Source organism: Streptomyces sp. NPDC028907 (genome assembly GCF_055564995.1).
This window is the reverse complement of the sequence record NZ_JBVHVE010000004.1, coordinates 438,576-460,355: the sequence shown is the minus strand read 5'-3', so window position 1 is coordinate 460,355 and position 21,780 is coordinate 438,576. Positions and strand designations below refer to the sequence as shown.

At 69.5% G+C, this 21,780-nt stretch carries 18 protein-coding genes; 4 read left to right on the top strand and 14 right to left on the bottom strand.

Going from position 1 to position 21,780, the window contains the following annotated elements; translation table 11 throughout:
* Positions 1 to 180 precede the first annotated feature (180 nt).
* Positions 181 to 1,401: a helix-turn-helix domain-containing protein gene (locus tag ACZ4UU_RS14665; RefSeq protein WP_468039839.1), complete on the bottom strand. Its 1,221-nt coding sequence runs from the start codon at positions 1,399 to 1,401 to the stop codon at positions 181 to 183.
* Between the two features lie 377 nt (positions 1,402 to 1,778).
* Positions 1,779 to 2,093 carry a hypothetical protein gene (locus ACZ4UU_RS14660; protein ID WP_468039837.1) on the bottom strand — a complete coding sequence of 105 codons (315 nt, stop codon included), beginning with the start codon at positions 2,091 to 2,093 and terminating at the stop codon, positions 1,779 to 1,781.
* A gap of 357 nt (positions 2,094 to 2,450) precedes the next feature.
* Between ACZ4UU_RS14660 and ACZ4UU_RS14655 the strand changes: the two genes are divergently transcribed.
* Both ACZ4UU_RS14655 and ACZ4UU_RS14650 read left to right on the top strand, forming a co-directional pair.
* Entirely contained in the window at positions 2,451 to 2,978 is a 528-nt protein-coding gene (locus tag ACZ4UU_RS14655; protein WP_468039835.1) for a universal stress protein, read from the top strand.
* 116 nt (positions 2,979 to 3,094) lie between these two features.
* Complete coding sequence (locus tag ACZ4UU_RS14650; protein ID WP_468039833.1) at positions 3,095 to 3,661, top strand: GPR1/FUN34/YaaH family transporter; 567 nt, start codon at positions 3,095 to 3,097, stop codon at positions 3,659 to 3,661.
* A 149-nt stretch (positions 3,662 to 3,810) separates the two neighbouring features.
* Here ACZ4UU_RS14650 and glmS read toward each other — a convergent pair whose 3' ends face one another.
* A complete protein-coding gene (glmS, locus tag ACZ4UU_RS14645) occupies positions 3,811 to 5,628 on the bottom strand; it encodes a glutamine--fructose-6-phosphate transaminase (isomerizing) (RefSeq protein WP_468039831.1) in 1,818 nt (605 codons plus the stop codon).
* A gap of 14 nt (positions 5,629 to 5,642) precedes the next feature.
* A complete protein-coding gene (locus ACZ4UU_RS14640; RefSeq protein WP_062720825.1) occupies positions 5,643 to 5,900 on the bottom strand; it encodes a hypothetical protein in 258 nt (85 codons plus the stop codon).
* Between the two features lie 175 nt (positions 5,901 to 6,075).
* Here ACZ4UU_RS14640 and ACZ4UU_RS14635 point away from each other — a divergent pair, with 175 nt between their 5' ends.
* Positions 6,076 to 7,686 carry a purple acid phosphatase family protein gene (locus tag ACZ4UU_RS14635; RefSeq protein ID WP_468039829.1) on the top strand — a complete coding sequence of 537 codons (1,611 nt, stop codon included), beginning with the start codon at positions 6,076 to 6,078 and terminating at the stop codon, positions 7,684 to 7,686.
* 35 nt (positions 7,687 to 7,721) lie between these two features.
* Here the strand turns inward: ACZ4UU_RS14635 and ACZ4UU_RS14630 are convergent, their stop codons facing one another.
* On the bottom strand, positions 7,722 to 8,606 hold the full coding sequence (locus tag ACZ4UU_RS14630) for a DUF4429 domain-containing protein (RefSeq protein ID WP_468039827.1): 885 nt from the start codon (positions 8,604 to 8,606) through the stop codon (positions 7,722 to 7,724).
* 90 nt (positions 8,607 to 8,696) lie between these two features.
* Here ACZ4UU_RS14630 and ACZ4UU_RS14625 point away from each other — a divergent pair, with 90 nt between their 5' ends.
* A complete protein-coding gene (locus ACZ4UU_RS14625; RefSeq protein WP_468039825.1) occupies positions 8,697 to 10,325 on the top strand; it encodes a beta-N-acetylhexosaminidase in 1,629 nt (542 codons plus the stop codon).
* Positions 10,326 to 10,403: 78 nt separating this feature from the next.
* Here the strand turns inward: ACZ4UU_RS14625 and ACZ4UU_RS14620 are convergent, their stop codons facing one another.
* The 9 genes from ACZ4UU_RS14620 to ACZ4UU_RS14580 form a co-directional block, all read right to left on the bottom strand.
* Positions 10,404 to 12,176 (bottom strand): IucA/IucC family protein, encoded by a 1,773-nt coding sequence (locus tag ACZ4UU_RS14620; protein ID WP_468039823.1) that lies wholly within the window; start codon positions 12,174 to 12,176, stop codon positions 10,404 to 10,406.
* Entirely contained in the window at positions 12,173 to 12,703 is a 531-nt protein-coding gene (locus ACZ4UU_RS14615) for a GNAT family N-acetyltransferase (RefSeq protein WP_468039821.1), read from the bottom strand. The genes ACZ4UU_RS14620 and ACZ4UU_RS14615 overlap by 4 nt, the downstream gene beginning before the upstream one ends.
* A complete protein-coding gene (locus tag ACZ4UU_RS14610; protein WP_468039820.1) occupies positions 12,700 to 13,983 on the bottom strand; it encodes a lysine N(6)-hydroxylase/L-ornithine N(5)-oxygenase family protein in 1,284 nt (427 codons plus the stop codon). The genes ACZ4UU_RS14615 and ACZ4UU_RS14610 overlap by 4 nt, the downstream gene beginning before the upstream one ends.
* A complete protein-coding gene (gene desA / locus ACZ4UU_RS14605) occupies positions 13,967 to 15,409 on the bottom strand; it encodes a lysine decarboxylase DesA (RefSeq protein WP_468039818.1) in 1,443 nt (480 codons plus the stop codon). Before desA ends, ACZ4UU_RS14610 begins: the two co-directional genes overlap by 17 nt.
* Before the next feature lie 139 nt (positions 15,410 to 15,548).
* On the bottom strand, positions 15,549 to 16,358 hold the full coding sequence (locus ACZ4UU_RS14600) for a siderophore-interacting protein (protein ID WP_468039816.1): 810 nt from the start codon (positions 16,356 to 16,358) through the stop codon (positions 15,549 to 15,551).
* Positions 16,359 to 16,482: 124 nt separating this feature from the next.
* A complete protein-coding gene (locus ACZ4UU_RS14595) occupies positions 16,483 to 17,529 on the bottom strand; it encodes an ABC transporter substrate-binding protein (protein ID WP_468039814.1) in 1,047 nt (348 codons plus the stop codon).
* A gap of 198 nt (positions 17,530 to 17,727) precedes the next feature.
* Positions 17,728 to 18,888: an acyl-CoA dehydrogenase family protein gene (locus ACZ4UU_RS14590; RefSeq protein ID WP_468039812.1), complete on the bottom strand. Its 1,161-nt coding sequence runs from the start codon at positions 18,886 to 18,888 to the stop codon at positions 17,728 to 17,730.
* Positions 18,889 to 18,894: 6 nt separating this feature from the next.
* A complete protein-coding gene (locus ACZ4UU_RS14585; protein WP_468039811.1) occupies positions 18,895 to 19,839 on the bottom strand; it encodes a hydroxymethylglutaryl-CoA lyase in 945 nt (314 codons plus the stop codon).
* A complete protein-coding gene (locus tag ACZ4UU_RS14580) occupies positions 19,836 to 21,767 on the bottom strand; it encodes an acetyl/propionyl/methylcrotonyl-CoA carboxylase subunit alpha (protein ID WP_468039809.1) in 1,932 nt (643 codons plus the stop codon). The genes ACZ4UU_RS14585 and ACZ4UU_RS14580 overlap by 4 nt, the downstream gene beginning before the upstream one ends.
* Positions 21,768 to 21,780 lie beyond the last annotated feature (13 nt).

Here is a 21,780-nt window from a genome sequence, read left to right as displayed (position 1 = left end):
GTTCTGGCCAGCGCCCCCTGTCCAATGCCTTTCGTGTGCGCACGGGTCCCGGGGTGGGGGGGGGGGGGGGGGGGGGGGGGGGGGGGGCTCCCCCCCCCCCCCCCACCCCCGCCATCGGCCCTTCGGGCCTCGTCCTCGAACGCCGGACGGGCTGAGATCCGCCCGCCCGGCGTCAGAGGGTCATGCTCCGCTGCGCTGGCCCGGCAGGGTCGCCCGGCCTCCGACGTACAGCTCGCGCCCGTTGTCCGAGGGCGGGCCCACGGGTGCCGGGGTGCGGCGGGTCTGGAGCGGGACCGGGCCGCCTTCCGGGTACGGGCTGGGCGGTGGGCTCTGCTGGACGGTGTGGCCCGTCGGGGGCTCCGTGTCCGTCGGGCGGTCGGCCTGCGGGCGGCGGGCACGGTACGCCGCCCGGTACGCGGCCGGCGACGAGCCGAGCTGGCGGCGGAAGTGGCCGCGCAGCGCCACCGGCGAGCGGAAGCCGCAGCGTCCGGCCACCTCGTCCACCGAGTAGTCCGACGTCTCCAGCAGCCGCTGTGCCTGAAGCACCCGCTGGGTGATCAGCCACTGAAGCGGGGCGCTGCCCGTCAGTGAGCGGAAGCGGCGGTCGAAGGTGCGGCGGCTCATGTAGGCGCGGGCCGCCAGCGTCTCGACGTCGAACTGCTCGTGCAGATGCTCCAGCGCCCAGGCGACGACCTCGGCGAGCGGGTCGGCGCCGATCTCCTCGGGTAAAGACCTGTCGAGGTAGCGCTCCTGACCGCCGGAGCGGCGCGGCGGGACCACCAGGCGGCGGGCGAGCGCTCCGGCCGCCTCGTTGCCGTGGTCCGTCCGCACGATGTGGAGACAGAGATCGATTCCGGCCGCGGTGCCCGCCGACGTCAGGACGTCGCCGTCGTCGACGAACAGCTCTCGCGGATCCACGTGCACCGACGGATAGCGCTTGGCCAGCGTCGGTGCGTACATCCAGTGTGTCGTCGCGGGACGGCCGTCCAGCAGGCCCGCCGCGGCGAGGACGAAGGCGCCGGTGCACAGCCCGACTATGCGGGCGCCTTCCTCGTGTGCCCGGCGCAGCGCGTCGAGCGCGTCCTCGGGCGGCGGTGAGGTGATCGAACGCCAGGCCGGCACGACGACCGTGCCCGCCCGTGAGATCGCCTCCAGGCCATGTGGCGCCGAGAGTTCCAGGCCTCCTGTGGTCCGCAGGGGGCCTTCCTCACCGCCGCACACCAACAGGCGGTAGCGCGGTACGCCGGCGTCCTGGCGGTCTATCCCGAACACCGACAGCGGTATGGAACTCTCGAAGATGGGGCCGCCGCTGAACAGCAGCACCGCGACGATCTCCTTGCGGCGTCGCCCGGAAAGCTTCCGGGCCGCGGCTTCCGGCGCGGCAGTGGAGTCGTGGCTCATACTGCTAAGCCCCCCTCGGTGGTCGCGGCTCCTCGGTTGTGTCGCTCCTGCACGTTTCCCCTCGGTCCTGCACGAGTCCCCCGCCGTAGACAGTCAAGATCGAATCTACTGTGTCGCGCCGCGCCTCAGTGGCCGGTTCACCACTCGGCACATTGTCGACTTGGCAACTTGGCGTGAAGCATTCGATCACGAAGCGTTGCACTCCCGGGCCGTGCAGGGAAGTGCGCCTTGTCGCAGTGGCCAATCCACGTAGGGTGCGCAGACCCCCTGAGGCCCTTTCCGTGCAGGTGGAACGGGGGTTGGGGGGTGTTCTGGGTAGGGGATGTCCGCGCGCCAGAAGTTGGCTGAAAAGTGGCGTGCCGGGGTGTGAAAACCGGTCAGCCGACCGGTGTATTTCCCCCAGTGTGACGTCCGCCTCTGTGAGCCCCGGTTCCGGTCCGGTGGTGGCGGCCGCGACGCCGGGGTGACGGACCGGCCTCCCCGGCCTTGATCCGCGCCGCGCCGCGCTCCGACTGGCGCAGCAGCAGCCGGCACACGGCCGTCACGGCCGCGAGACCCAGGGCCGTGCCCGCGGCGCCGGCGAGCGAGGTGCCGTACCAGAGGAGCACCACCGGGACCAGGACGCAGCTGAAGGCCGCCCAGCGCACCACATCGGTGGCGCTGTCCTCGGAGGGCGTGCTGGGTCCTGACATGCGTACGTGCTCCCTGGGGCTGCCCGGTCGGTGGCTCACGGAGATCAACGCGGGTCCGAGCGGTCGGTCACTGGTACGCGCGGGTAGGCGGCCGTCCGGCGGCGGAGGAAGTTGAACCCTGTGCAAACCGCCTGTACACCGCAGCAACCATTGCGTTACGGGCGCACCCTCGTGCATGCTCCCTGGAACCCGCACCGACCGTGAGCGAGGATCTGGGCTAAGGAGGCGTGCCGCCGTACCCTTGGGGTATGGGGTTGGGAAGACCATTCCCGGACACAGCTCCGCCGCACTTGCTGGATCCGTCAGCGAGCACCGCTCGCGGGCCCACCCATAAAGGATCAATACGCCGAGACAGCCATGGCCGGTCACGAATTCTTCGAACCAGCGGACCGCAAGCGGCCGGTAGCCGACCCCACGGCGTCCGAGCCCCTGGCGGCGGAAGAGCCACGCCATTCCTGCGACCCCGCTTTCAAGCACGGGGTCGTCGTCGGCTTCGACGGCTCCACCTCCAGTGAGCGCGCCCTCGCGTACGCCATCGGCATGGCTCATCGCTCCGGGTCGGGCCTGATCATCGTCCACGTCGCCAACCGGCTGCCCACCACCGTGTGGGCCGGCTGCGAGCCGCCGGTCTTCGTCGACGTACCGGACCACCGCACCGAGGTGCTCGGCCTCGAACTCGCGTGCGCCGACTACCTCGCCGAGGTGCCCTGGATCCTCGTCGAGCGCGGCGGGGACATCTGCCATGAGCTCGAAGAGGTCGGTCAGGAGTACGAGGCGGACGCGATCGTCGTGGGCTCCACGCACGGGATCGTCGGGCGGATCTTCGGTTCCGTCGCGGGGCGGCTCGCGAAGCGGGCCAAGCGTCCCGTCGTTGTCATTCCGTAACTCGCCGTTCTCCCAGGTGAGATGTGCAAATCTACTCGCGCGTAGAGGTGTTTGTGCCCTTGTGAAGGGCATATAACGCTCACCGCACAACTGCACATGCATGAAGGGAGCCCGCCGTGGACAACGACGTCTCTGCGGGAAGCGGAATCACCACCGTGCTCGGCCGACTCGCCCTGGGAATCACCCTGTTGGCCTTCGGGCTGGGGTACACCGGCGTGATCGACGGTGTGTCGGCTGCTGACGCCGTATCAATCGCCCAGTATGTGGGCGGCATAGCCCTCTTCCTCGCCGGCCTGATGGCCCTCCGAGACCGTGACTCCGCGAACGGGACCGCGTTCGTGGTGCTCGGCGCCCTGTGGTTCACCTGGGCCGTCTCCGCGGACGCCCAAGTCTCCGCCAACGCCGCCGGGTTGTTCCTGCTGCTGTTCGCCCTGGTGGCGCTGTCTCTGACTCTCGCGGGCGGGGATCAGCTCGGGCAGGGGGCGTACGGGCTGTTCTTCGTCGCCCTGGTGCTCATGGCTGTCGCCGACTTCGCCGGCAGTGACGGGCTCACCAAGGTGGGCGGCTGGTTCGCCGTTGGTGCGGGTGCGGTGGCCTGGTATGCGGCCACCGCGGCTCTGGCGCACTGGCCGACCGCGCTTCCGCGGCGGGCTGCCGGGCGGGGTGTGACGGCCACCGGGTAGCTGCCGCCGGCTGGGGGTTGGGCGGCCCCCGGCGATGGAAGACGGACCCCCCGTGAGTGGTGGCATCACGTGGGGGTCCGTCTCTGTTTCGTTGGCCTCTGCAGGCCGGTGGGGGCTTGTCGCGCAGTTCCCCGCGCCCCTGAAGGGCGCTACTCGACCGTTACCGACTTTGCGAGGTTGCGCGGCTTGTCGATGTCCCGGCCCAGGGCCAAGGCCGTGTGGTAGGCGAGGAGTTGGAGGGGGATGCCCATCAGGATGGGGTCGAGTTCGTCCTCGTTCTTGGGGACGACGATCGTCTGGTCGGCCTTTTCCTGGGGCTGGTGGGCGACCGCGAGGATCTTGCCGCTGCGGGCCTTGATCTCCTCCATGGCGGCGCGGTTCTTCTCCAGGAGGTCGTCGTCGGGGACGATCGCGACCGTGGGGAGGGCGGGCTCGATGAGGGCCAGGGGGCCGTGCTTGAGCTCGGAGGCCGGGTAGGCCTCGGCGTGGATGTAGGAGACCTCCTTGAGCTTCAGGGAGGCCTCGCGGGCGACCGGGTAGCCCCGGACGCGGCCGATGAAGAGCATCGAGCGGGCCTCGGCGTACTCCTGGGCCAGCTTCTTGATCTCCTCCTCCTGCTCCAGCATCTCGGCGATCTGGGCGGGCAGCTTGCGCAGGCCCTCGATGATGCGCTTGCCGTCGCGGACCGAGAGGTCGCGGGTGCGGCCCAGGTGCAGGGCGAGGAGTGCGAAGGCGACCGTGGTGTTGGTGAAGCACTTCGTGGAGACGACGCAGACCTCGGGGCCGGCGTGGACGTAGATGCCGCCGTCGGCCTCACGGGCGATGGCCGAGCCGACGACGTTGACGACGCCCAGCACCCTGGCGCCCTTGCGCTTCAGTTCCTGGACGGCCGCCAGGACGTCGTACGTCTCGCCCGACTGGGAGACGGCGATGTAGAGGGTGTCGGGGTCGACGACCGCGTTGCGGTAGCGGAACTCGGAGGCCGGCTCGGCGTCCGCGGGGATGCGGGCCAGCTCCTCGATCATCTGGGCGCCGATCATGCCCGCGTGGTACGAGGTGCCGCAGCCGAGGATCTTCACGCGGCGGATCTGCCGGGCCTCACGGGCGTCCAGGTTCAGGCCGCCGAGGTGCACGGTGGAGAAGCGGTCGTCGATGCGGCCGCGCAGCACGCGGTCCACGGCGTCGGCCTGCTCGTGGATCTCCTTGTGCATGTAGGTGTCGTGGCCGCCCATGTCGTACGACGCGGCCTCCCACTCGACCGTGGTGGGCTCGGCCGTGGTGCGCGTGCCCTCCGTGGTGTACGTGCGGAAGTCATCGGCCTTCAGCGTGGCCATCTCGCCGTCGTCCAGCGTCACTATCTGCCGGGTGTGGGCGACCAGGGCGGCGATGTCCGAGGCGACGAACATCTCCTTCTCGCCGATGCCGAGGACGACCGGGGAACCGTTGCGGGCGACGACGATGCGGTCCGGGAAGTCGGCGTGCATGACGGCGACGCCGTACGTGCCCTCGATCACCCGCAGGGTCTCGCGGACCTTGTCCTCCAGCTTCTCCGCCTGGGAGCGGGCGATGAGGTGGACGAGGACCTCGGTGTCGGTCTCGGACAGGAACTCGACGCCGTCCGCCTCCAGCTTGCGGCGCAGGTCGGCGGCGTTGTCGATGATGCCGTTGTGGACGACGGCGACCTTGCCCTCGGCGTCCAGGTGCGGGTGGGCGTTCACGTCGGAGGGGGCACCGTGGGTGGCCCAGCGGGTGTGGGCGATGCCGGTGGTGCCCTTGAAGCGCGCCGGGACCTTGGCCTCCAGGTCGCGGACCCGGCCCTTGGCCTTGACCATCTTCAGGGCAGGTGCCTTCGGGGAGGAGACGACCACGCCGGCAGAGTCGTAGCCCCGGTACTCCAGGCGCTGGAGGCCCTCCAGGAGGAGGGGAGCCACGTCACGCTTCCCGATGTATCCGACGATTCCGCACATATATATAGGTATCCCTAGCCGTAGACGATCCGGCGCAACTGGCGGAGCGTGAGCTCCGGCGGTGCCACCGTCCGGTATTTCAGGTCCGCCTCGATCCGTTCGAAGATCGTCGCGTTCACCAGGCCCTGGGCCTGGAGTTCGCGGTGGCGGCGACGGACGAACTCCTCGGTCGTCTCGTCGAAGTAGGCGAGCACGTCCTGGATCACCCGCGTCGCCTCGCCCCTGCTGAGGGGCGTGCTGCGGGTCAGGTGATCAACAAGGTCGTCGTGCACTCGGTAGATCCTGGGGCATCGGAGACCGCTTCGCAAGAATCCTGCCCGATTTCGGGCAAGGGAGTGTCAGTGGGCTTTGGGAGAGTTATGGAACGCCCATGGGTGTTCGTTGGGCGGTTGTTCCGCCGGGGGATGTGTGCACCGACCAGCTTGTGGCGCCATGGACATTCCTCGCATGGGGGTACCCCAGCAGCTGGCCGAGCGCATGAGCATGGCCGAACAGCACGAGTACCTGCGCGCCAAGTTCTCGCGGCGCAACATGATCAGAGGCGGCGCCGTCACGCTCGGCGCCGTCGCGGGTGGCGCGTTCGTACCGGGCGTCACCGCCCGGGCCGCCACCGCCCAGGCCGTTCCGACGCGGACGGCCCCGCGCACCGAGACGGTCGACGGCGCGCTCGTCGCCCCGTTCGGCCGCCATCTCGCCTACGGCAACGACCCGCGCACCGAGATGACCGTCTCGTGGCAGGTCCCGGTCGCCGTGAAGAAGCCGTTCATCCGGATCGGCGCCCACCCCTGGGACCTCTCCCGCAAGATCGAGGCCGAGGTCCGCTCCCTCTACACACCGGCCGGCGTCGGCACCAGCGCCGACCACACGCAGTACTACGTCCACGCCCAGCTGGCCCGTCTGCGCCCCGGCCGGACCTATTACTACGGCGTCGGCCACGACGGCTTCGACCCCGCCGAGCCGCACCTCCTCGGCACCCTCGGCACCTTCACCACCGCCCCCGCCCTCCCCCACTCTCGACTTCGCTCGAGCGGGGGGACCCCCATGGCGCCGTTCACCTTCACCGCCTTCGGCGACCAGGGCGTCAGCTACCACGCGCTCGCCAACGACAGCCTGATCCTCGGCCAGAACCCGGTCTTCCATCTGCATGCCGGTGACATCGCGTACGGCGACCCGGCCGGCCAGGGCAAGCCGTCCGACACCGGCTTCGACTCGCGCACCTGGGACCAGTTCCTGGCGCAGACCGAGTCCGTCGCCAAGTCGGTCCCGTGGATGGTGTCGTACGGCAACCACGACATGGAGGCCTGGTACTCGCCGGGCGGCTACGGCGGCCAGGAGGCCCGCTTCACGCTGCCCGACAACGGGCCGGACAAGAAGAGCCTGCCGGGCGTCTACTCCTTCGTCTACGGCAACACCGCGGTCGTCTCGCTCGACCCGAACGACGTGTCGTACGAGATCCCCGCCAACCTCGGCCTCTCCGGCGGCACCCAGACCACGTGGTTCGAGGCGCAGCTGAGGAAGTACCGGGCCGCGCACGACATCGACTTCGTCATCGTCTTCTTCCACCACTGCGCGTACTGCACCTCCACCGCGCACGCCTCGGAGGGGGGTGTGCGCCAGGAGTGGGTGCCGCTGTTCGAGAAGTACCAGGTGGACCTCGTCATCAACGGCCACAACCACCAGTACGAGCGGACGGATGTGATCAAGAAGAACGAGGTGGCCAGGAAACTGCCGATCGGCGGCACGGCGTACCCCGAGAGCGAGGGCGTGGTCTACGTGACCGCGGGCGCCGCGGGCCGCAGTCTGTACGCGTTCAGCGCGCCGGATTCCTACGAGGGGCACGAGCACGAGCAGGATTCCGTGGCCTCGTTCGTCAACCTCAAGGACGGCAAGCAGAACGAGACGGTCTCCTGGTCCCGGGTGCGCTACCTCGACTACTCGTTCCTGCGGGTGGACGTCGCCCCGGCGCCGAGGGGCCGCTACACGACCCTCAAGGTGCAGGGCATCGCCGAGACCGGTGAGCGGATCGACCACTTCACGGTGGCCCGCCGGGCCAAGTAGCGCCCGTACGGGGGCCGTACAGACCCTGTGCGGGACTACATCCGCTTGAGCACCGCCTGCTTGGCCATCGTGAACTCGTCGTCCGTCAGCACACCCGTGCGGTGCAGCTCACCGAGTTCGCGCAGCCGGCGCAGCAGGGCGTCGTGGTCGTCCTCGGCGGACGCGACCGGAGGGGAAGGCAGCTCCGGTCGCGGTCCCGGTACGTCCGTGGCGGTGGCCCTGGCCGGGTGCGGGAGGCGGACCTGGACCGCCGCCGCGACCAGGGCCATCAGCGGGTCCTTCTTGAAGCCCCACAGTTCCACGGCGTTGGGGTCGTACTTGGGCGGGGTCTTGGTCGGGGCGTTCTTCACGGTGAAGCGGAGGTGGCCGTTCTCCAGGCCCGCCGCCGGATGCCACTCCACCCCCGTGATGTCGGCGAGGGTCAGGGTGCGGGAGCCGGCGGCGGCCTTGGCGTCCTCCGTCTTCCAGTTCCACTCCAGCCGGATGTGCTCACCGTCGAAGGTCGCGGTGCCGTCCCCGGCCGAGACCGACAGCGGGACCGAGGGCCCCGGCAGCAGATAGGCGTCGACCGGGCCGGCCGGGACCTGGTCCAGCAGCAGGGCGCCTCGCACCTCCTCCACGAAGTACTCGGCGACGCCGTACCGGTCGGCCTCGACGATCAGCTGGTAGGGGTCGTGGGGCTCGGTGAGCCGGCCGCCCGTGGCGTGCAGCAGCGGGTCGGCGCCGTCGCGCAGCCGGAGCCGGAGCCGCCCGGCCTTCTTGCCCTGCTCGAAGGAGACCCCCGCCAACGCCCCCAGGGGGACGACCAGTTCACCCAGCGTCTTGCGGAACAGGCTGACGTTCTTGTCCCGTCCGGGGGTCAGCCTCAGGGCGTCGCCGTCGAAGACCCACGTGCCGTCCTTCTGGATGATTTCCGCCATGGGGTGGATTGTTCCACCAGTCTCACGAGAGAGTGGTCCAGACCTCTTGGAGGGCAACGCTCAAGCACAATGGCTCAAGCGCAATGGCTCATGGCAACGACTCAAGGAAGGGACACGCTTGTGAAAGTCGGCTGTGTCAGACCGCACAGACAGCACCACAGAACGTCTCTCCTTCTCGGTTTGGTGCTGCTGGTCGTGGCGGGCGCCTCGGTGACGGGAGCCGCTCCCGTCCGGGCGGCATCGCCCACCCCGCTGGACCGGGTCGTCCCGGCACCCGCCTCGGTCGACCCCGGTGGATCCCCGTACCGGATCACCCGCGACACCCACATCCGCGTGGACGACTCCCGCGAGATCCGCCGCGTGGGCGAGTACCTCGCCGACGTCCTGCGCCCGTCCACCGGCTACCGGCTCCCCGTCACCGCCCACGGCTCCGGCGGCATCCGGTTGCGCCTGACCAAGGGCCCGTACGGCGCCGAGGGCTACCGCCTGGACAGCGGCCGCAAGGGCGTCACCATCACCGCGGCGGGCGCCGCCGGCCTCTTCCACGGAGTGCAGACCCTGCGCCAGCTCCTCCCTGCGGCCGTCGAGAAGGACTCCGTCCAGCCCGGCCCCTGGCTGGTCGCGGGCGGCACGATCAAGGACACCCCGCGCTACGGCTGGCGCGGCGCGATGCTCGACGTCTCCCGGCACTTCCTGACCGTCGGCCAGGTCAAGCGCTACATCGACCAGCTCGCCCTCTACAAGATCAACAAGCTGCATCTGCACCTCAGCGACGACCAGGGCTGGCGCATCGCCGTCGAATCCTGGCCGCGCCTGGCTTCGTACGGTGGCTCGACACAGGTGGGCGGCGGCCCCGGCGGCTACTACACCAAGGCCGACTACAAGGAGATCGTCCGGTACGCCTCCTCCCGCCATCTGGAGGTCGTCCCCGAGATCGACATGCCGGGCCACACGAACGCCGCGCTCGCCTCGTACGCCGAACTGAACTGCGACGGCGTCGCCCCTCCGCTCTACACCGGCACCGAGGTCGGCTTCAGCTCGCTGTGCGTCGGCAAGGACATCACGTACGACTTCGTCGACGACGTGATCCGGGAGGTCGCCGCGCTCACGCCGGGCCGGTACCTGCACATCGGGGGTGACGAGGCGCACTCGACCAGCCATGAGGACTATGTGCGGTTCATGGATCGGGTGCAGCCGATCGTGGCCAAGTACGGGAAGACGGTGGTGGGGTGGCACCAGCTGACCGCAGGTACTCCGGCGAAGGGGGCTGTCGCCCAGTACTGGGGGCTGGACCGCACGAGTGCCGAGGAGAAGGAACAGGTCGCTGCCGCCGCACGCAACGGGACCGGGATCGTTCTGTCGCCTGCCGACCGGATCTACCTCGACATGAAGTACACGGCCGACACTCCGCTGGGGCTGGACTGGGCCGGGCTCGTGGAGGTGAAGCGGTCGTACGACTGGGATCCGGGCGACTATCTGCCGGGGACGCCCGCTTCGGCCATTCGGGGTGTCGAGGCGCCGATGTGGACGGAGACGCTCGGCAAGTCGGACGACCTCGAGTACATGGCGTTCCCGAGGCTGGCGGGGGCGGCCGAGTTGGGGTGGTCGCCGGCTGCCACGCATGACTGGGACACCTACAAGGTTCGGCTGGCTGCGCAGGGTGCTCGGTGGGAGGCGTTGGGGATCGACTTCTACCGGTCGCCTCAGGTTCCTTGGTGATCAGCCCCGCGCCCTGAAAGAAGAGACGTGCACCCCCGGAGGACCGTACTCCGGGGGTGCACGCCTGTCTGAGGGGCCCTACAGCCCCGCGATCGGGTTCTTCAGGCTGCCCACCAGCTGCAGTGCGCCGGCCGGGTCCGCGAGGTCGACCATCTGCTTGTTGTTGCGGAGCTGGAGGCGGTTGAGGCAGGACAGGGCGAACTCGGGGGTGAACATGTCGTACTGCTTGAACTTGTCGGCGAGTTCGGGCACCGAGTGCTGGTAGTCCCGGGTGACCTCGGCGACCGTCCGCCAGAAGTCGTCCTCCTCCAGGATTCCCTCGGCGGCGAGGTTCGCGGCGAGGAAGCGGAAGAAGCAGTCGAAGACGTCCGTGAAGACGGACAGGAGCTTCTTGTCCTCGGGGACCTCCACGCGCAGCCGCTCGACCGTCGGCGGAAGCACCGCGTCCGGGTCCATGACGGCGATCTCCTCGGCGATGTCCTTGTAGATCGCGCGCTCGACGACGCCGTCCTTCAGGACGAGGATGACGTTCTCGCCGTGCGGCATGAACACCAGGTCGTAGGCGTAGAAGCTGTGCAGGAGCGGGGTGAAGTAGGCCTTCAGGTAGCGGCGCAGCCACTGGGTGGGGGTGAGGCCCGACTGCTCGATCAGCGCGCCCGCGAAGGACGCGCCCTCGTGGTCGACGTGGACGAGGGAGGCCATGGTGGCCAGCGACTCGCCGTCCTGGAGGGAGGGGACCGGGCTCTCGCGCCAGAGCGCGGCCAGCATCTTGCGGTACGGCGAGTAGCGATCCGTCGCGGCCTCGTACTCCAGGTGCCGGTAGCCGACGGCGGCGCGTTCGCGGATGATCGACAGGCCGGTGTTCCGCAGGATCGGGTCGCCGGCGATGAGCTGGGCCAGCCAGTCGTTGATGGCCGGGGTCGCCTCCATGTACGCCGCCGAGAGGCCGCGCATGAAGCCCATGTTGATGACGGACAGCGCCGTCTTCACATAGTGCTTCTCGGGGCTGGAGGTGTTGAAGAAGGTCCGGATGGACTGCTGGGCCAGGTACTCGTCGTCGCCCTCGCCCAGGCAGACCAGGTGCTTCTGGGCGACCTCGGCGGCGAAGGTGACGGTGAGCTTGTTCCACCACTGCCAGGGGTGGACCGGGATGAGGAGGTAGTCGGCGGGGTCGAGGTCCTGGTCGCGCAGGACGGCGTCGAAGCGGTCGACGGTCTCCGCGCCCAGCTCGTCGCGGACGAAGGACTCGTACTCGATGCCGACACCGGCCGTGAACGCGGCGCGCGAGCGGTGGGCGGCCAGCCAGACCAGGCGGACCGGGCTCGCGGTCTCGGGGGCGTACGACAGGTACTCGTGGATGCCGAAGCCGAGGCGGCCGTTGTTGGCGACGAAGCAGGGGTGGCCCTCGGTCATGCCGGTCTCGATGCCCTGGAAGCCGCTTTTCACCAGCTCGGCGACCGGGACCTGCGGCTTGGTGAGCTTGTAGCAGGTGCCGGAGAGCGTGGAGGAGATCTCCTCCAGGTAGACCGGCAGGACCTCGTCGCTCAGGCCCAGGGACTTCTGCAGCTCGATGAAGAAGTCCAGGGCGGCGAGCGGGCGTTCGGCGCCGTCGCGGTGGCGGGTGATCGAGTCGGCGTCGACCTGCCAGTGGTCGAGGGCGCGGATCACGGCCGTGAACGTGTAGTGGGTCAGACCGTCGTCGCTGCGGACGACGTAGGTGCCGTCGCCGGAGGCCTCCGGCGTGATGAGGCGCTCGTGGGCGAACTCGGCGATTGCCTTGCGGATCAGGAGGCGGTTGGCCCGCGCCCAGCGGTGGGGGGACAGATGCGCTACGGCGTCGGACAGGGTCATACGGCTGCTCCTCGGGAAGCCAAGAACTGTTCGCGCGTGCAGAAGCTCAGCAGCGCGCGCTTCTCCGGCTTGTCGATCTCACGTTCGGGCACGAACCCGACGGCCTCGTTCAGGGCGTGGACGGCCTTGTTGGAGACGTCCGGTTCCACTACGACGCGCTCCACCGCCGGGTCCTCGAAGAGGTGCGCCATCACGGCGGTGATGACGGACCGGGTGAAGCCCCGGACGGGCCGGTCGGTGGGCGGCGTCAGGAAGTGCATGCCGATGTCGCCGGGCCGCGGCTCGTACAGGCCGACCAGTTCGCGGTGGGCGGGGTCGTACTTCTCCATCAGGAAGGCGGGCACGCCGTCCTGGAGGCCGAGCAGGGCGTGGTGGTGCTCGTCGGCCGCGATCTCCATGTACGCGCGCTCGACATCCACCAGGCTCGCGTCCTGCATCATCCAGAACGCCGCCTTGGGGTGGGTGACCCAGGCGTGCAGGAGCTCGGCGTCCTTCAGGGGGTCGAGGGTGCGGAACGTGAACGTCATACCGAGAACTCCTGGAACGCGATCGTCTTCTCCACCGGGTAGTACTCGGTGCCGAGCAGCTCGCGGATGATGTACGCGTTCCGGTACGGGCCCATCCCCAGGTCGGGGCTGGTGATGCTGTGCGTGTGGACGCCGGCGTTCTGCAGGAAGACCCCGCGGCCGGTGACGTCGATGGCGTAGTTGCGGGCGACGTCGTAGTTGCCCTGGGAGTCGTACACCAGGCGGTCGCGCACGGGCTTCAGGAACTCCGGCTCTGCGTACTTGTAGCCGGTGGCCAGGACCAGGCCCTGCGAGTCGAGCTCGAAGTCCTTCTGCTGCTCCTCCTGGCGGAAGGACAGGGTGTACGTGCCGTTCTCGTACCGCGCGCCGTTCAGCGAGGAGTTGGTGAGCAGGCGGGTGGGCACGGGACCGCCGAGGTTCTTCTGGTAGAGCAGGTCGAAGATCTCGTTGATCAGGTCGCCGTCGATGCCCTTGAACAGGCCCTTCTGCTCGGCGGTGAGGCGGTAGCGGGTCGCCTCCGGCAGCTCGCGGAAGTAGTCGACGTACTCCGGGGACGTCATCTCCAGCGTGAGCTTGGTGTACTCCAGCGGGAAGAAGCGCGGGGAGCGGGTCACCCAGTTCAGCCGGTAGCCGTGGACGTCGATCTCGCTGAGCAGGTCGTAGTAGATCTCGGCCGCGGACTGTCCCGAGCCGACCAGCGTGATCGACTCCTTCTTCTGCAGCTCCGCCTTGTTCTGGAGATAGCGGGAGTTGTGCAGGAAGTCGCCGCCCAGGCCCTGGCAGGCCTCGGGTATGTAGGGCGGGGTGCCCGTGCCGAGGACCAGGTGACGGGCGCGGTAGGTGTCACCGGCCGCCGTCGTCACGACGTACAGCCCGGCCTCTTCGTCGTACGTCACCTCGGTGACCGTCGTGCCGAAGCGGACGCTGCTCAGTTTGTTCGCGGCCCAGCGGCAGTAGTCGTCGTACTCGACCCGCAGCGGGTAGAAGTTCTCGCGGATGTAGAACGAGTACAGCCGGCCCTTCTCCTTCAGGTAGTTCAGGAAGGAGTACGGCGAGGTCGGGTCGGCGAGGGTGACCAGGTCCGACATGAACGGGGTCTGCAGGTGGGCGCCGTCCAGGAACATGCCCGCGTGCCACTCGAAGTCCGGCTTGGACTCCAGGAAGACGCCGTCGAGTTCGTCGATCGGCTCGGTCAGACAGGCGAGACCGAGGTTGAACGGGCCGAGCCCGATCCCCACGAAATCATGAATTCTGGTCGGGTTTTCAGGACGCGCGGTCAAGGGACTCTCCCAGGTACTGCTCGGCGTGGCCGGCGATCAGGTCGAGGACGGCGGCGATGTCTTCGGTCGTCGTCTCGGGGTTGAGCAAGGTGAACTTCAGGTAGTGGCGGCCCTGGACCTTGGTGCCCGCGACCACCGCGTCGCCGGAGGCGAACAGGGCCTTTCGGGCGTACAGGTTGGCGCGGTCGATCTCGGCGGGGTCGGTGACGGCCGCCGGTATGTAGCGGAAGACCAGGGTGGACAGGGTCGGCTCGACCACGACGTCGTAGCGCGGGTCGGCGGCCAGCAGCCGCCAGCCCTCCACCGCCAGGTCGCAGACCTCGTCGAAGAGCTGCCCGATGCCGTCGGCGCCCATCACGCGCAGGGTCATCCACAGCTTGAGGGCGTCGAAGCGGCGGGTGGTCTGCAGGGACTTGTCGACCTGGTTGGGGATGCGCTCGGTGACCATGCGCTTCGGGTTGAGGTACTCGGCGTGGTAGGTCGCGTGACGCAGGGTCGAGGCGTCGCGGACCAGCACGGCGGAGGAACTCACCGGCTGGAAGAAGGACTTGTGGTAGTCGACGGTGACGGAGTCGGCGCGCTCGATGCCGTCGATGCGGTCCCGGTACTTCACGGAGGCGAGCAGCCCGCAGCCATAGGCGGCGTCGACGTGCATCCAGGTGCCGAACTGCTCGCACAGCTCGGCGATCTCGGGCAGCGGGTCGATGGAACCGAAGTCGGTGGTGCCGGCGGTGGCGACGACGGCCATGGGGACGAGACCGTCCCGCCCGCAGCGCTCCAGCTCATGGGCGAGGGCGACGGTCTGCATCCGCTTGTCGTGGTCGACGGGGATGCAGACCACGGCGTCCTGACCGAGGCCCAGCAACTTCGCGGACTTCTTCACGCTGAAGTGGCTGACCTCGGAGGCGAAGATGCGCAGCTTGGCGAACGAGTCGCTCTTGGCCTCCTCACGCGCCAGCAGCAGCGCCTGGAGGTTGGACTGCGTGCCGCCCGAGGTGAAGACACCGTCGGCGTTCTCGCCGAGCCCGATGCGGGCCGTCGTCCAGTCGATGAGCTTGCGCTCGATGAGGGTGCCGCCCGCCGACTGGTCCCAGGTGTCCAGGGAGGAGTTGACGGCGGAGAGGATCGCCTCGCCGAGCACGGCCGGGATGACGACCGGGCAGTTGAGGTGGGCGAGATAGCGGGGGTGGTGGAAGTAGATCGCGTCCCGGAGGTAGACGTCCTCCAGCTCGTCCAGGACCGCGGCGGTGTCCAGCAGCGGCTTGTCGAGGTCGATCGCGTCGATGGCGGGGGAGAGGGCGTCGACCGTGACGCCGGTGAACGGACGGTCGGTGGCGGCGAGTTTGGCTGCCACCCGCTCTATACCTTCGGTCACGGAGCGGCGGTACTGCTCCGCGGTCGTGTCATTGAGCAGGTGCGAGCGCATGGGGAGGTCCTCCGGTGGGGACGGGCCGTGAAGTGCGGGGTTGCGACTGGCGGAGTGCAACTTAGGTTAGCCTAACCTAAGTAACTCGGAATGAGGGCAGCCTCGACCGTGACTGTGATCACTCCGGTCTCAGGAGCAACTACTCCGCGGCGCGCAGCTGTTCTTCGGTCATCCCGTGCCGCCAGTAGCCGACGAACGTCACCCGCCGCCGGTCGACCCCGCGTTCGCCGACGAAGTGCCGGCGCAGCGCCTTCACGCGGCCGGACTCGCCCGCGATCCAGGCGTACGGGTGCTCGACGTCCGGGAGTTGGGCGGCGCGGATGGCCTCCAGCCCGTCCTCCCGTACCAGCCAGGTGATCTCGGCGTCGGCCTCCGTCACCAGGTCCTGGATGTCCCCGGCGTCATGCACCTCCAGCCACACCCGGGCGCGGGTGCCGGCCGGCAGGGCTTCGAGGATGGCGGAGGCGGCGGGCACGGCGGTCTCGTCGCCCCAGACGACGACGAGGTCGGTGTCCTCGGGCGGCCGGAACCGGATCGCCCGGTTGTCCGCGATCGCGGGCCCGAGCAGCAGGACCCGGTCACCGGCGCCGGCCCGCGAGGCCCACTCGGACGCGGGCCCGGCCGGGGTGTGCAGCACGAAGTCGATGTCGATCTCGTCGGGGTTCCGGCGCAGGGTGCGGAGCGTGTACGACCGCATGACGGCCCGTACGTCGTCCGGGAGTTCCCGCCAGCCCTGCCACCACCCGTCCCCGAGCTCCAGCGGAACCTGCGGCTCCGTCTGGTGGGGGTGCGGCAGGAACAGCGACAGGGACTGGTCGCGCCCGTCGGAGAAGAAGTACTCCAGATCGTCCCCGCCGAAGGTGACCCGGACCATGGACGGCCCGAGCCGCCGCGTCCGTACGACCTGGAGGGAGAAGAAGCGGAACGGGGCGGCTACGGCGGTAGTCATGTGTGCTCCTGAGGTCACGCGCCCCGAAGGGGCGCGGGGAACTGCGCGACCAGCCACGGCGGACGCGCAGTTCACCACGGTGCGGTGGACCTACGGCGCTGAACCGGCTCTCCCAGCGGAGCGCCTACGCGACCTTCTTGGCCTTCTCGATGGCCTCGGCAAGGCTGGTAAGAAGCGGCGTGCACTTGTCATAGGACAGAATCGGCTCGGGCGACCGGGCGATGACCTGCCCAGCCTTCACCGCAGGCAGCTTCTTCCACGTCGCCTCAGTGATGTCGGCGGGCTGAATCGTCGAGGACCGGTCGTCCATCATGATGATGTCGGCCGGGTACTTGTCGACGTTCTCCCAGCTCAGCGACTCGAACCAGCCGCCACCCTCCTTCTTGGCACTCTCCGGCGGCTCGACGAAGTTCACGCCGAGGGCCTTGAAGTACTCCAGGTCGATGGAGAGGTTCGTGCCGGACACGTAGAAGATGTCCTGGCTGGCGGAACCGGCCAGCACCTTGATCTCGGGGCGGGCCTTCGCGGCCTTGCGCAGCCGCTCGGCCGCGGCCTCGAACTCCTTCTTGGCCTGCACGACCTTGTCGGCCTTCAGGTCCGCGCCGAGGGACTCGGCCAGCGCCCACATACGCTCCAGCGGCTGGGTCAGCTGGCGGTCGTAGACGGAGATGGCGACGCTCGGGGCGAGCTTGGCGATCTTGTCCTTGGACGCCTCGGGGACGTACCAGAGGGTGCCCGCGCTGTCGAAGGTCGTGCTGAGGAGGACCTCGGGGGCGAAGGCGGCGTACTTCTCGACGTTGAACTGGTCCCAGACGTTGCCGAAGACGGTCAGCTTGCTGACGTCCATGTCGCCGGCCTGGACGTCGGCCTTGCCGTCCTGCGTCTTGGTCGGGCCGAATACGCCCTTGATCTCGATGCCGTAGTCGTACAGGGCGGCCGCGACACCGACGAAGGCGACGATCTTCGTGGGCACCTTGTCGAGCTTCACCGTGGTGCCACGGTCGTCCTTGAAGCTCCAGGGGCCCGACTTCGCGGCGGTCGTCTCCTCGCCGGAGCCACCGCTTTTCGCGTCGTCGTCTCCGCAGGCCGCGAGCACGGCACCGAGGCCGAGTGCGCCGCCCGCGGCGAGGATGCCGCGGCGGGTGAGGTGGGTGGCTCTGGCGTTGGACATGGCTACGCTGCTTTCGAACAGGGCGGATCACGCGCCGGACAATTCGAAGGTAGGTTAGCCTAACCTGAGCTGATGTCCAGGGGTGGGGGCCCTTGTGATCGAAGTTGTGCGCAGGCTGTGAGGCCACCACATAAGCCAACAAGGCCCAACGACCTTGTAATCGAGGGTCGTTGAGCCTTGCTCAAGCGGTCGGCCGGCTCAGCCCACCAGCCCCAACTCCCGTGCGATCAGCATCCGCTGCACCTCGCTCGTGCCCTCGCCGATCTCCAGGATCTTGGAGTCCCGCCACATCCGGGCCACCGGGTACTCGTTCATGAAGCCGTAGCCGCCGTGCACCTGGGTGGCGTCGCGGGCGTTGTCCACGGCGATCGTGGACGAGTACAGCTTGGCGAGGGCCGCCTCCTTCTTGAAGGGCTCTCCCGCGACCAGCCGGGAGGCCGCGTCGCGCCAGGCCAGGCGGGCCGTGTGGGCCTTCATCTCCATGTCGGCGATCTTGAACTGGATGGCCTGGTTGGCGCCGATGGGACGGCCGAAGGCGTGGCGTTCCCTGGCGTACTTCACCGACTCGTCCACACAGCCCTGCGCCAGGCCCGTGGCCAGTGCCGCGATGGCGATCCGGCCCTCGTCCAGGATGCGCAGGAACTGGGCGTACCCGCGGCCCTCCTCGCCCAGCAGGTTGGCGGCCGGGACGCGGACGTCGGCGAAGGACAGCTCACGGGTGTCGGAGGCGTTCCAGCCGACCTTGGAGTACGGGGCGGCGACCGTGAAGCCGGGGGTGCCGGACGGGACGATGACCGACGAGATGAGCGGCTTGCCGTCGGGCTTGCGGCCGGTGACCGCCGTGACCGTCACCAGGCCCGTGATGTCCGTGCCGGAGTTGGTGATGAAGCACTTGGTGCCGTTGATCACCCATTCGTCCGTGTCCGGGTCGAGCCGGGCCGTCGTCCGGGTCGCGCCCGCGTCCGAGCCGCCGTCGGGCTCGGTCAGCCCGAACGCGCCGAGGACCTCACCGGAGCACAGCCGCGGCAGCCACTCCCGCTTCTGCTCCTCCGTACCGAACAGATGGATCGGCATCGCGCCGAGCGAGACACCCGCTTCCAATGTGATGGCGACCGAGGAGTCCACGCGGGCCAGCTCCTCCAGCGCGATGCCCAGGGCCAGATAGTCGCCGCCCATGCCGCCGTACTCCTCCGGGAACGGCAGGCCGAACAGCCCCATGCGGCCCATCTCCCGCACGATCTCGTACGGGAACTCATGACGCTCGTAGAAGTCGCCGATCTTCGGCGCCACGACGTCGTGGGCGAACTCCTTCACCGTGCGGCGGAGTTCCTCCAGTTCGGGGGAGAGACGGTGGTCCATGGCTGTTCACTGCTCCTTGTGGGAGAGGGCTCGTACGGTGCGGGACGGGCTGGGTCGGCCCAGTCGTTCGGCCATCCACGCGCTCGTGGCGACGAGACGGTCCAGGTCGACCCCGGTGTCGATGCCGAGGCCCTGAAGCATCCACACGAGGTCTTCGGTGGCGAGGTTGCCGGTGGCGGACTTGGCGTAGGGGCAGCCGCCGAGGCCGCCCGCGGAGGCGTCGACCGTGGTGACGCCGTGCTGGAGAGCGGCGTAGGTGTTGGCCAGTGCCTGGCCGTAGGTGTCGTGGAAGTGGACGCCGATGACGTTCGTCGGCACGCCCTCCTCGTCGAGAGCGGAGAGGAGCTCCAGCACATGGCCGGGTGTCGCGACGCCGATGGTGTCGCCGAGGCTCAGCTCGTCGCAGCCCATGTCCCGCAGCGCCCGGCACACTCGCACCACCTGGTGGACCGGGACCGCCCCCTCCCAGGGGTCGCCGAAGCACATGGAGACATACCCGCGCACGTGCAGGCCCTCATCCTTCGCGCGCTTGACGACCGGCTCGAACAACGCCAGCGACTCGTCCAGCGTCCGGTTGAGGTTGGCCTTGGCGAAGGACTCGGTCGCGCTGGCGAAGACGGCGACCCGCCGGGCGCCGAGGGCCAGGGCGCGGTCCAGGCCCCGGTTGTTGGGGACCAGGACCGGCAGGTGCACGCCCGTCAGGCCGGCGACGAGCGGGAAGAGCTGCTCGGCGTCCGCGAGCTGCGGCACCCACTTGGGGTGGACGAAGCTGGTGGCCTCGACGGTGGTCAGCCCCGCCTCGGCCAGCCGGCGGACGAACTCCGCCTTGACCTCGGTCGGGACGGTCGGCTTCTCGTTCTGCAGGCCGTCGCGCGCGCCGACCTCGTGGATCCGGACCCGGGCGGGCAGGCCCGCGGCCGGTACGGTCATGGGGAGACCCTCGACTGTCATTCCTCCGCCTCCTCATGAGGTGCGACGACCGCCAGCACCTGGTCCATGGCGACCGTGGTGCCCGGCGTGACGTCCAGTTCGGCGACCGTGCCGGCGTGCGGGGCGGAGATGACGTGCTCCATCTTCATCGCCTCCACCACCAACAGGCTCTGTCCGGCGCTCACCTCGTCCCCGACGGCGACCTTCACCACCGTCACCGTCCCCGGCATGGGCGCGGTGAGCGAGTCGGCGCCCGCGTGGGCGGCACCGGTGAGCGAGGCGGCCACCGGGTCGTGGTCGCGCACATGCCAGGCGTCGCCGTCCTGGCCCAGCCAGTCGCCCGCCCGGTGGAAGGTGTGGCGGACGCCGCCCAGGGTGACGGCCACGCGGTCGTCCGTGACGTCGGCGGAGCCGCGCGGGACGTACTCCACCGGGTCCTGCACCCGGAGGTGGAACCCGACCGGCCTGGCCACCCCGCCGAGACGCCAGCCGCTCGGCACGGAGAAGGGGTCCGTCCAGCCGTCCCCCTTCGGCAGCAGCGCGTCCCGGCGTACGGCCGACGCCGCCTCGTAGACCTCGTCGGGTACGTCCGTGGCGACCAGGTCGTCCACCACGCGCTCGACCAGTCCGGTGTCCAGCTCGCCCTCGACGACCGCCGGATGCGCGAGCAGCCGCCGCAGGAACCCGGCGTTGGTCTGCACCCCCAGCGTGACCGTCTCCGCGAGGGCCGCCCGGAGTTTGCGCAGCGCGGTCGCGCGGTCGGGGCCGTACGCGATCACCTTGGACAGCATCGGGTCGTACAGGCTGCCGACCTCCGTGCCCTCGCTGAGCCCGGAGTCGGTGCGGACGCCGTCGCCCTGGGGCTCGCGCAGCCGCAGCACCGTGCCGCCGGAGGGGAGGAACCCGCGGGAGGGGTCCTCGGCGCAGATACGGGCCTCGACCGCGTGCCCGGTGAGCGTGATGTCGTCCTGCTCGTACGGCAGTTCCTCGCCCGCCGCCACCCGCAGCTGCCACTCCACCAGGTCCAGCCCGGTGATCAGTTCGGTGACCGGGTGCTCCACCTGGAGGCGGGTGTTCATCTCCATGAAGTAGTACGAGGACGGGTCGCCGCCCGGCACGATGAACTCCACCGTGCCCGCACCCCGGTAGCCGCACGAGCGGGCCGCCTGCACGGCCGCCTCGCCCATCGACGCCCGGATCTCCTCATCGAGCAGCACACTCGGCGCCTCCTCGATGATCTTCTGGTGCCGGCGCTGGAGGGAGCACTCGCGCTCCCCGAGGTGGACGACGTTTCCGTGGCCGTCGGCCAGCACCTGGATCTCGATGTGCCGGGGCCGGTCGACCCACCGCTCGACGAGGAGGGTGTCGTCGCCGAAGGAGGCGCGGGCCTCGCGTCGGGCGGCGGCGATCTCGTCGCCCAGCACGGCCTCGTCCCGCACCAGCCGCATGCCCTTGCCGCCACCGCCGGCGGAGGGCTTGAGCAGCACGGGCATGCCGATCTCGCGGGCGGCGGCCGCCAGTTCGGCGTCAGTCAGGCCGCTGCCGCTGGAGCCGGGCACGACCGGCACCCCGGCCGCCTTCACCGTCTCCTTGGCGCGGATCTTGTCGCCCATGAGGGAGATGGCCTCGGCGGGCGGCCCGATGAAGACCAGTCCCGCCTCGGCGCACGCGCGCGCGAAACCGGCGTTCTCCGCGAGGAAGCCGTAGCCGGGGTGGACGGCCTGGGCGCCGGTGCGGGCGGCCGCCTCCAGCAGCCGCTCCACGGACAGATAGCTCTCGGCCGCCGGCGCCGGACCGATCCGTACCGCCGTGTCGGCCTCCCGGACGTGCCGCGCGTCGGCGTCCGCGTCGGAGAAGACGGCCACCGAGCGCACACCCAGCGAGCGGAGCGTACGGATGACCCGTACCGCGATCTCGCCCCGGTTGGCCACGAGCACTGTGTCAAACATGGGTTCCGTCCCC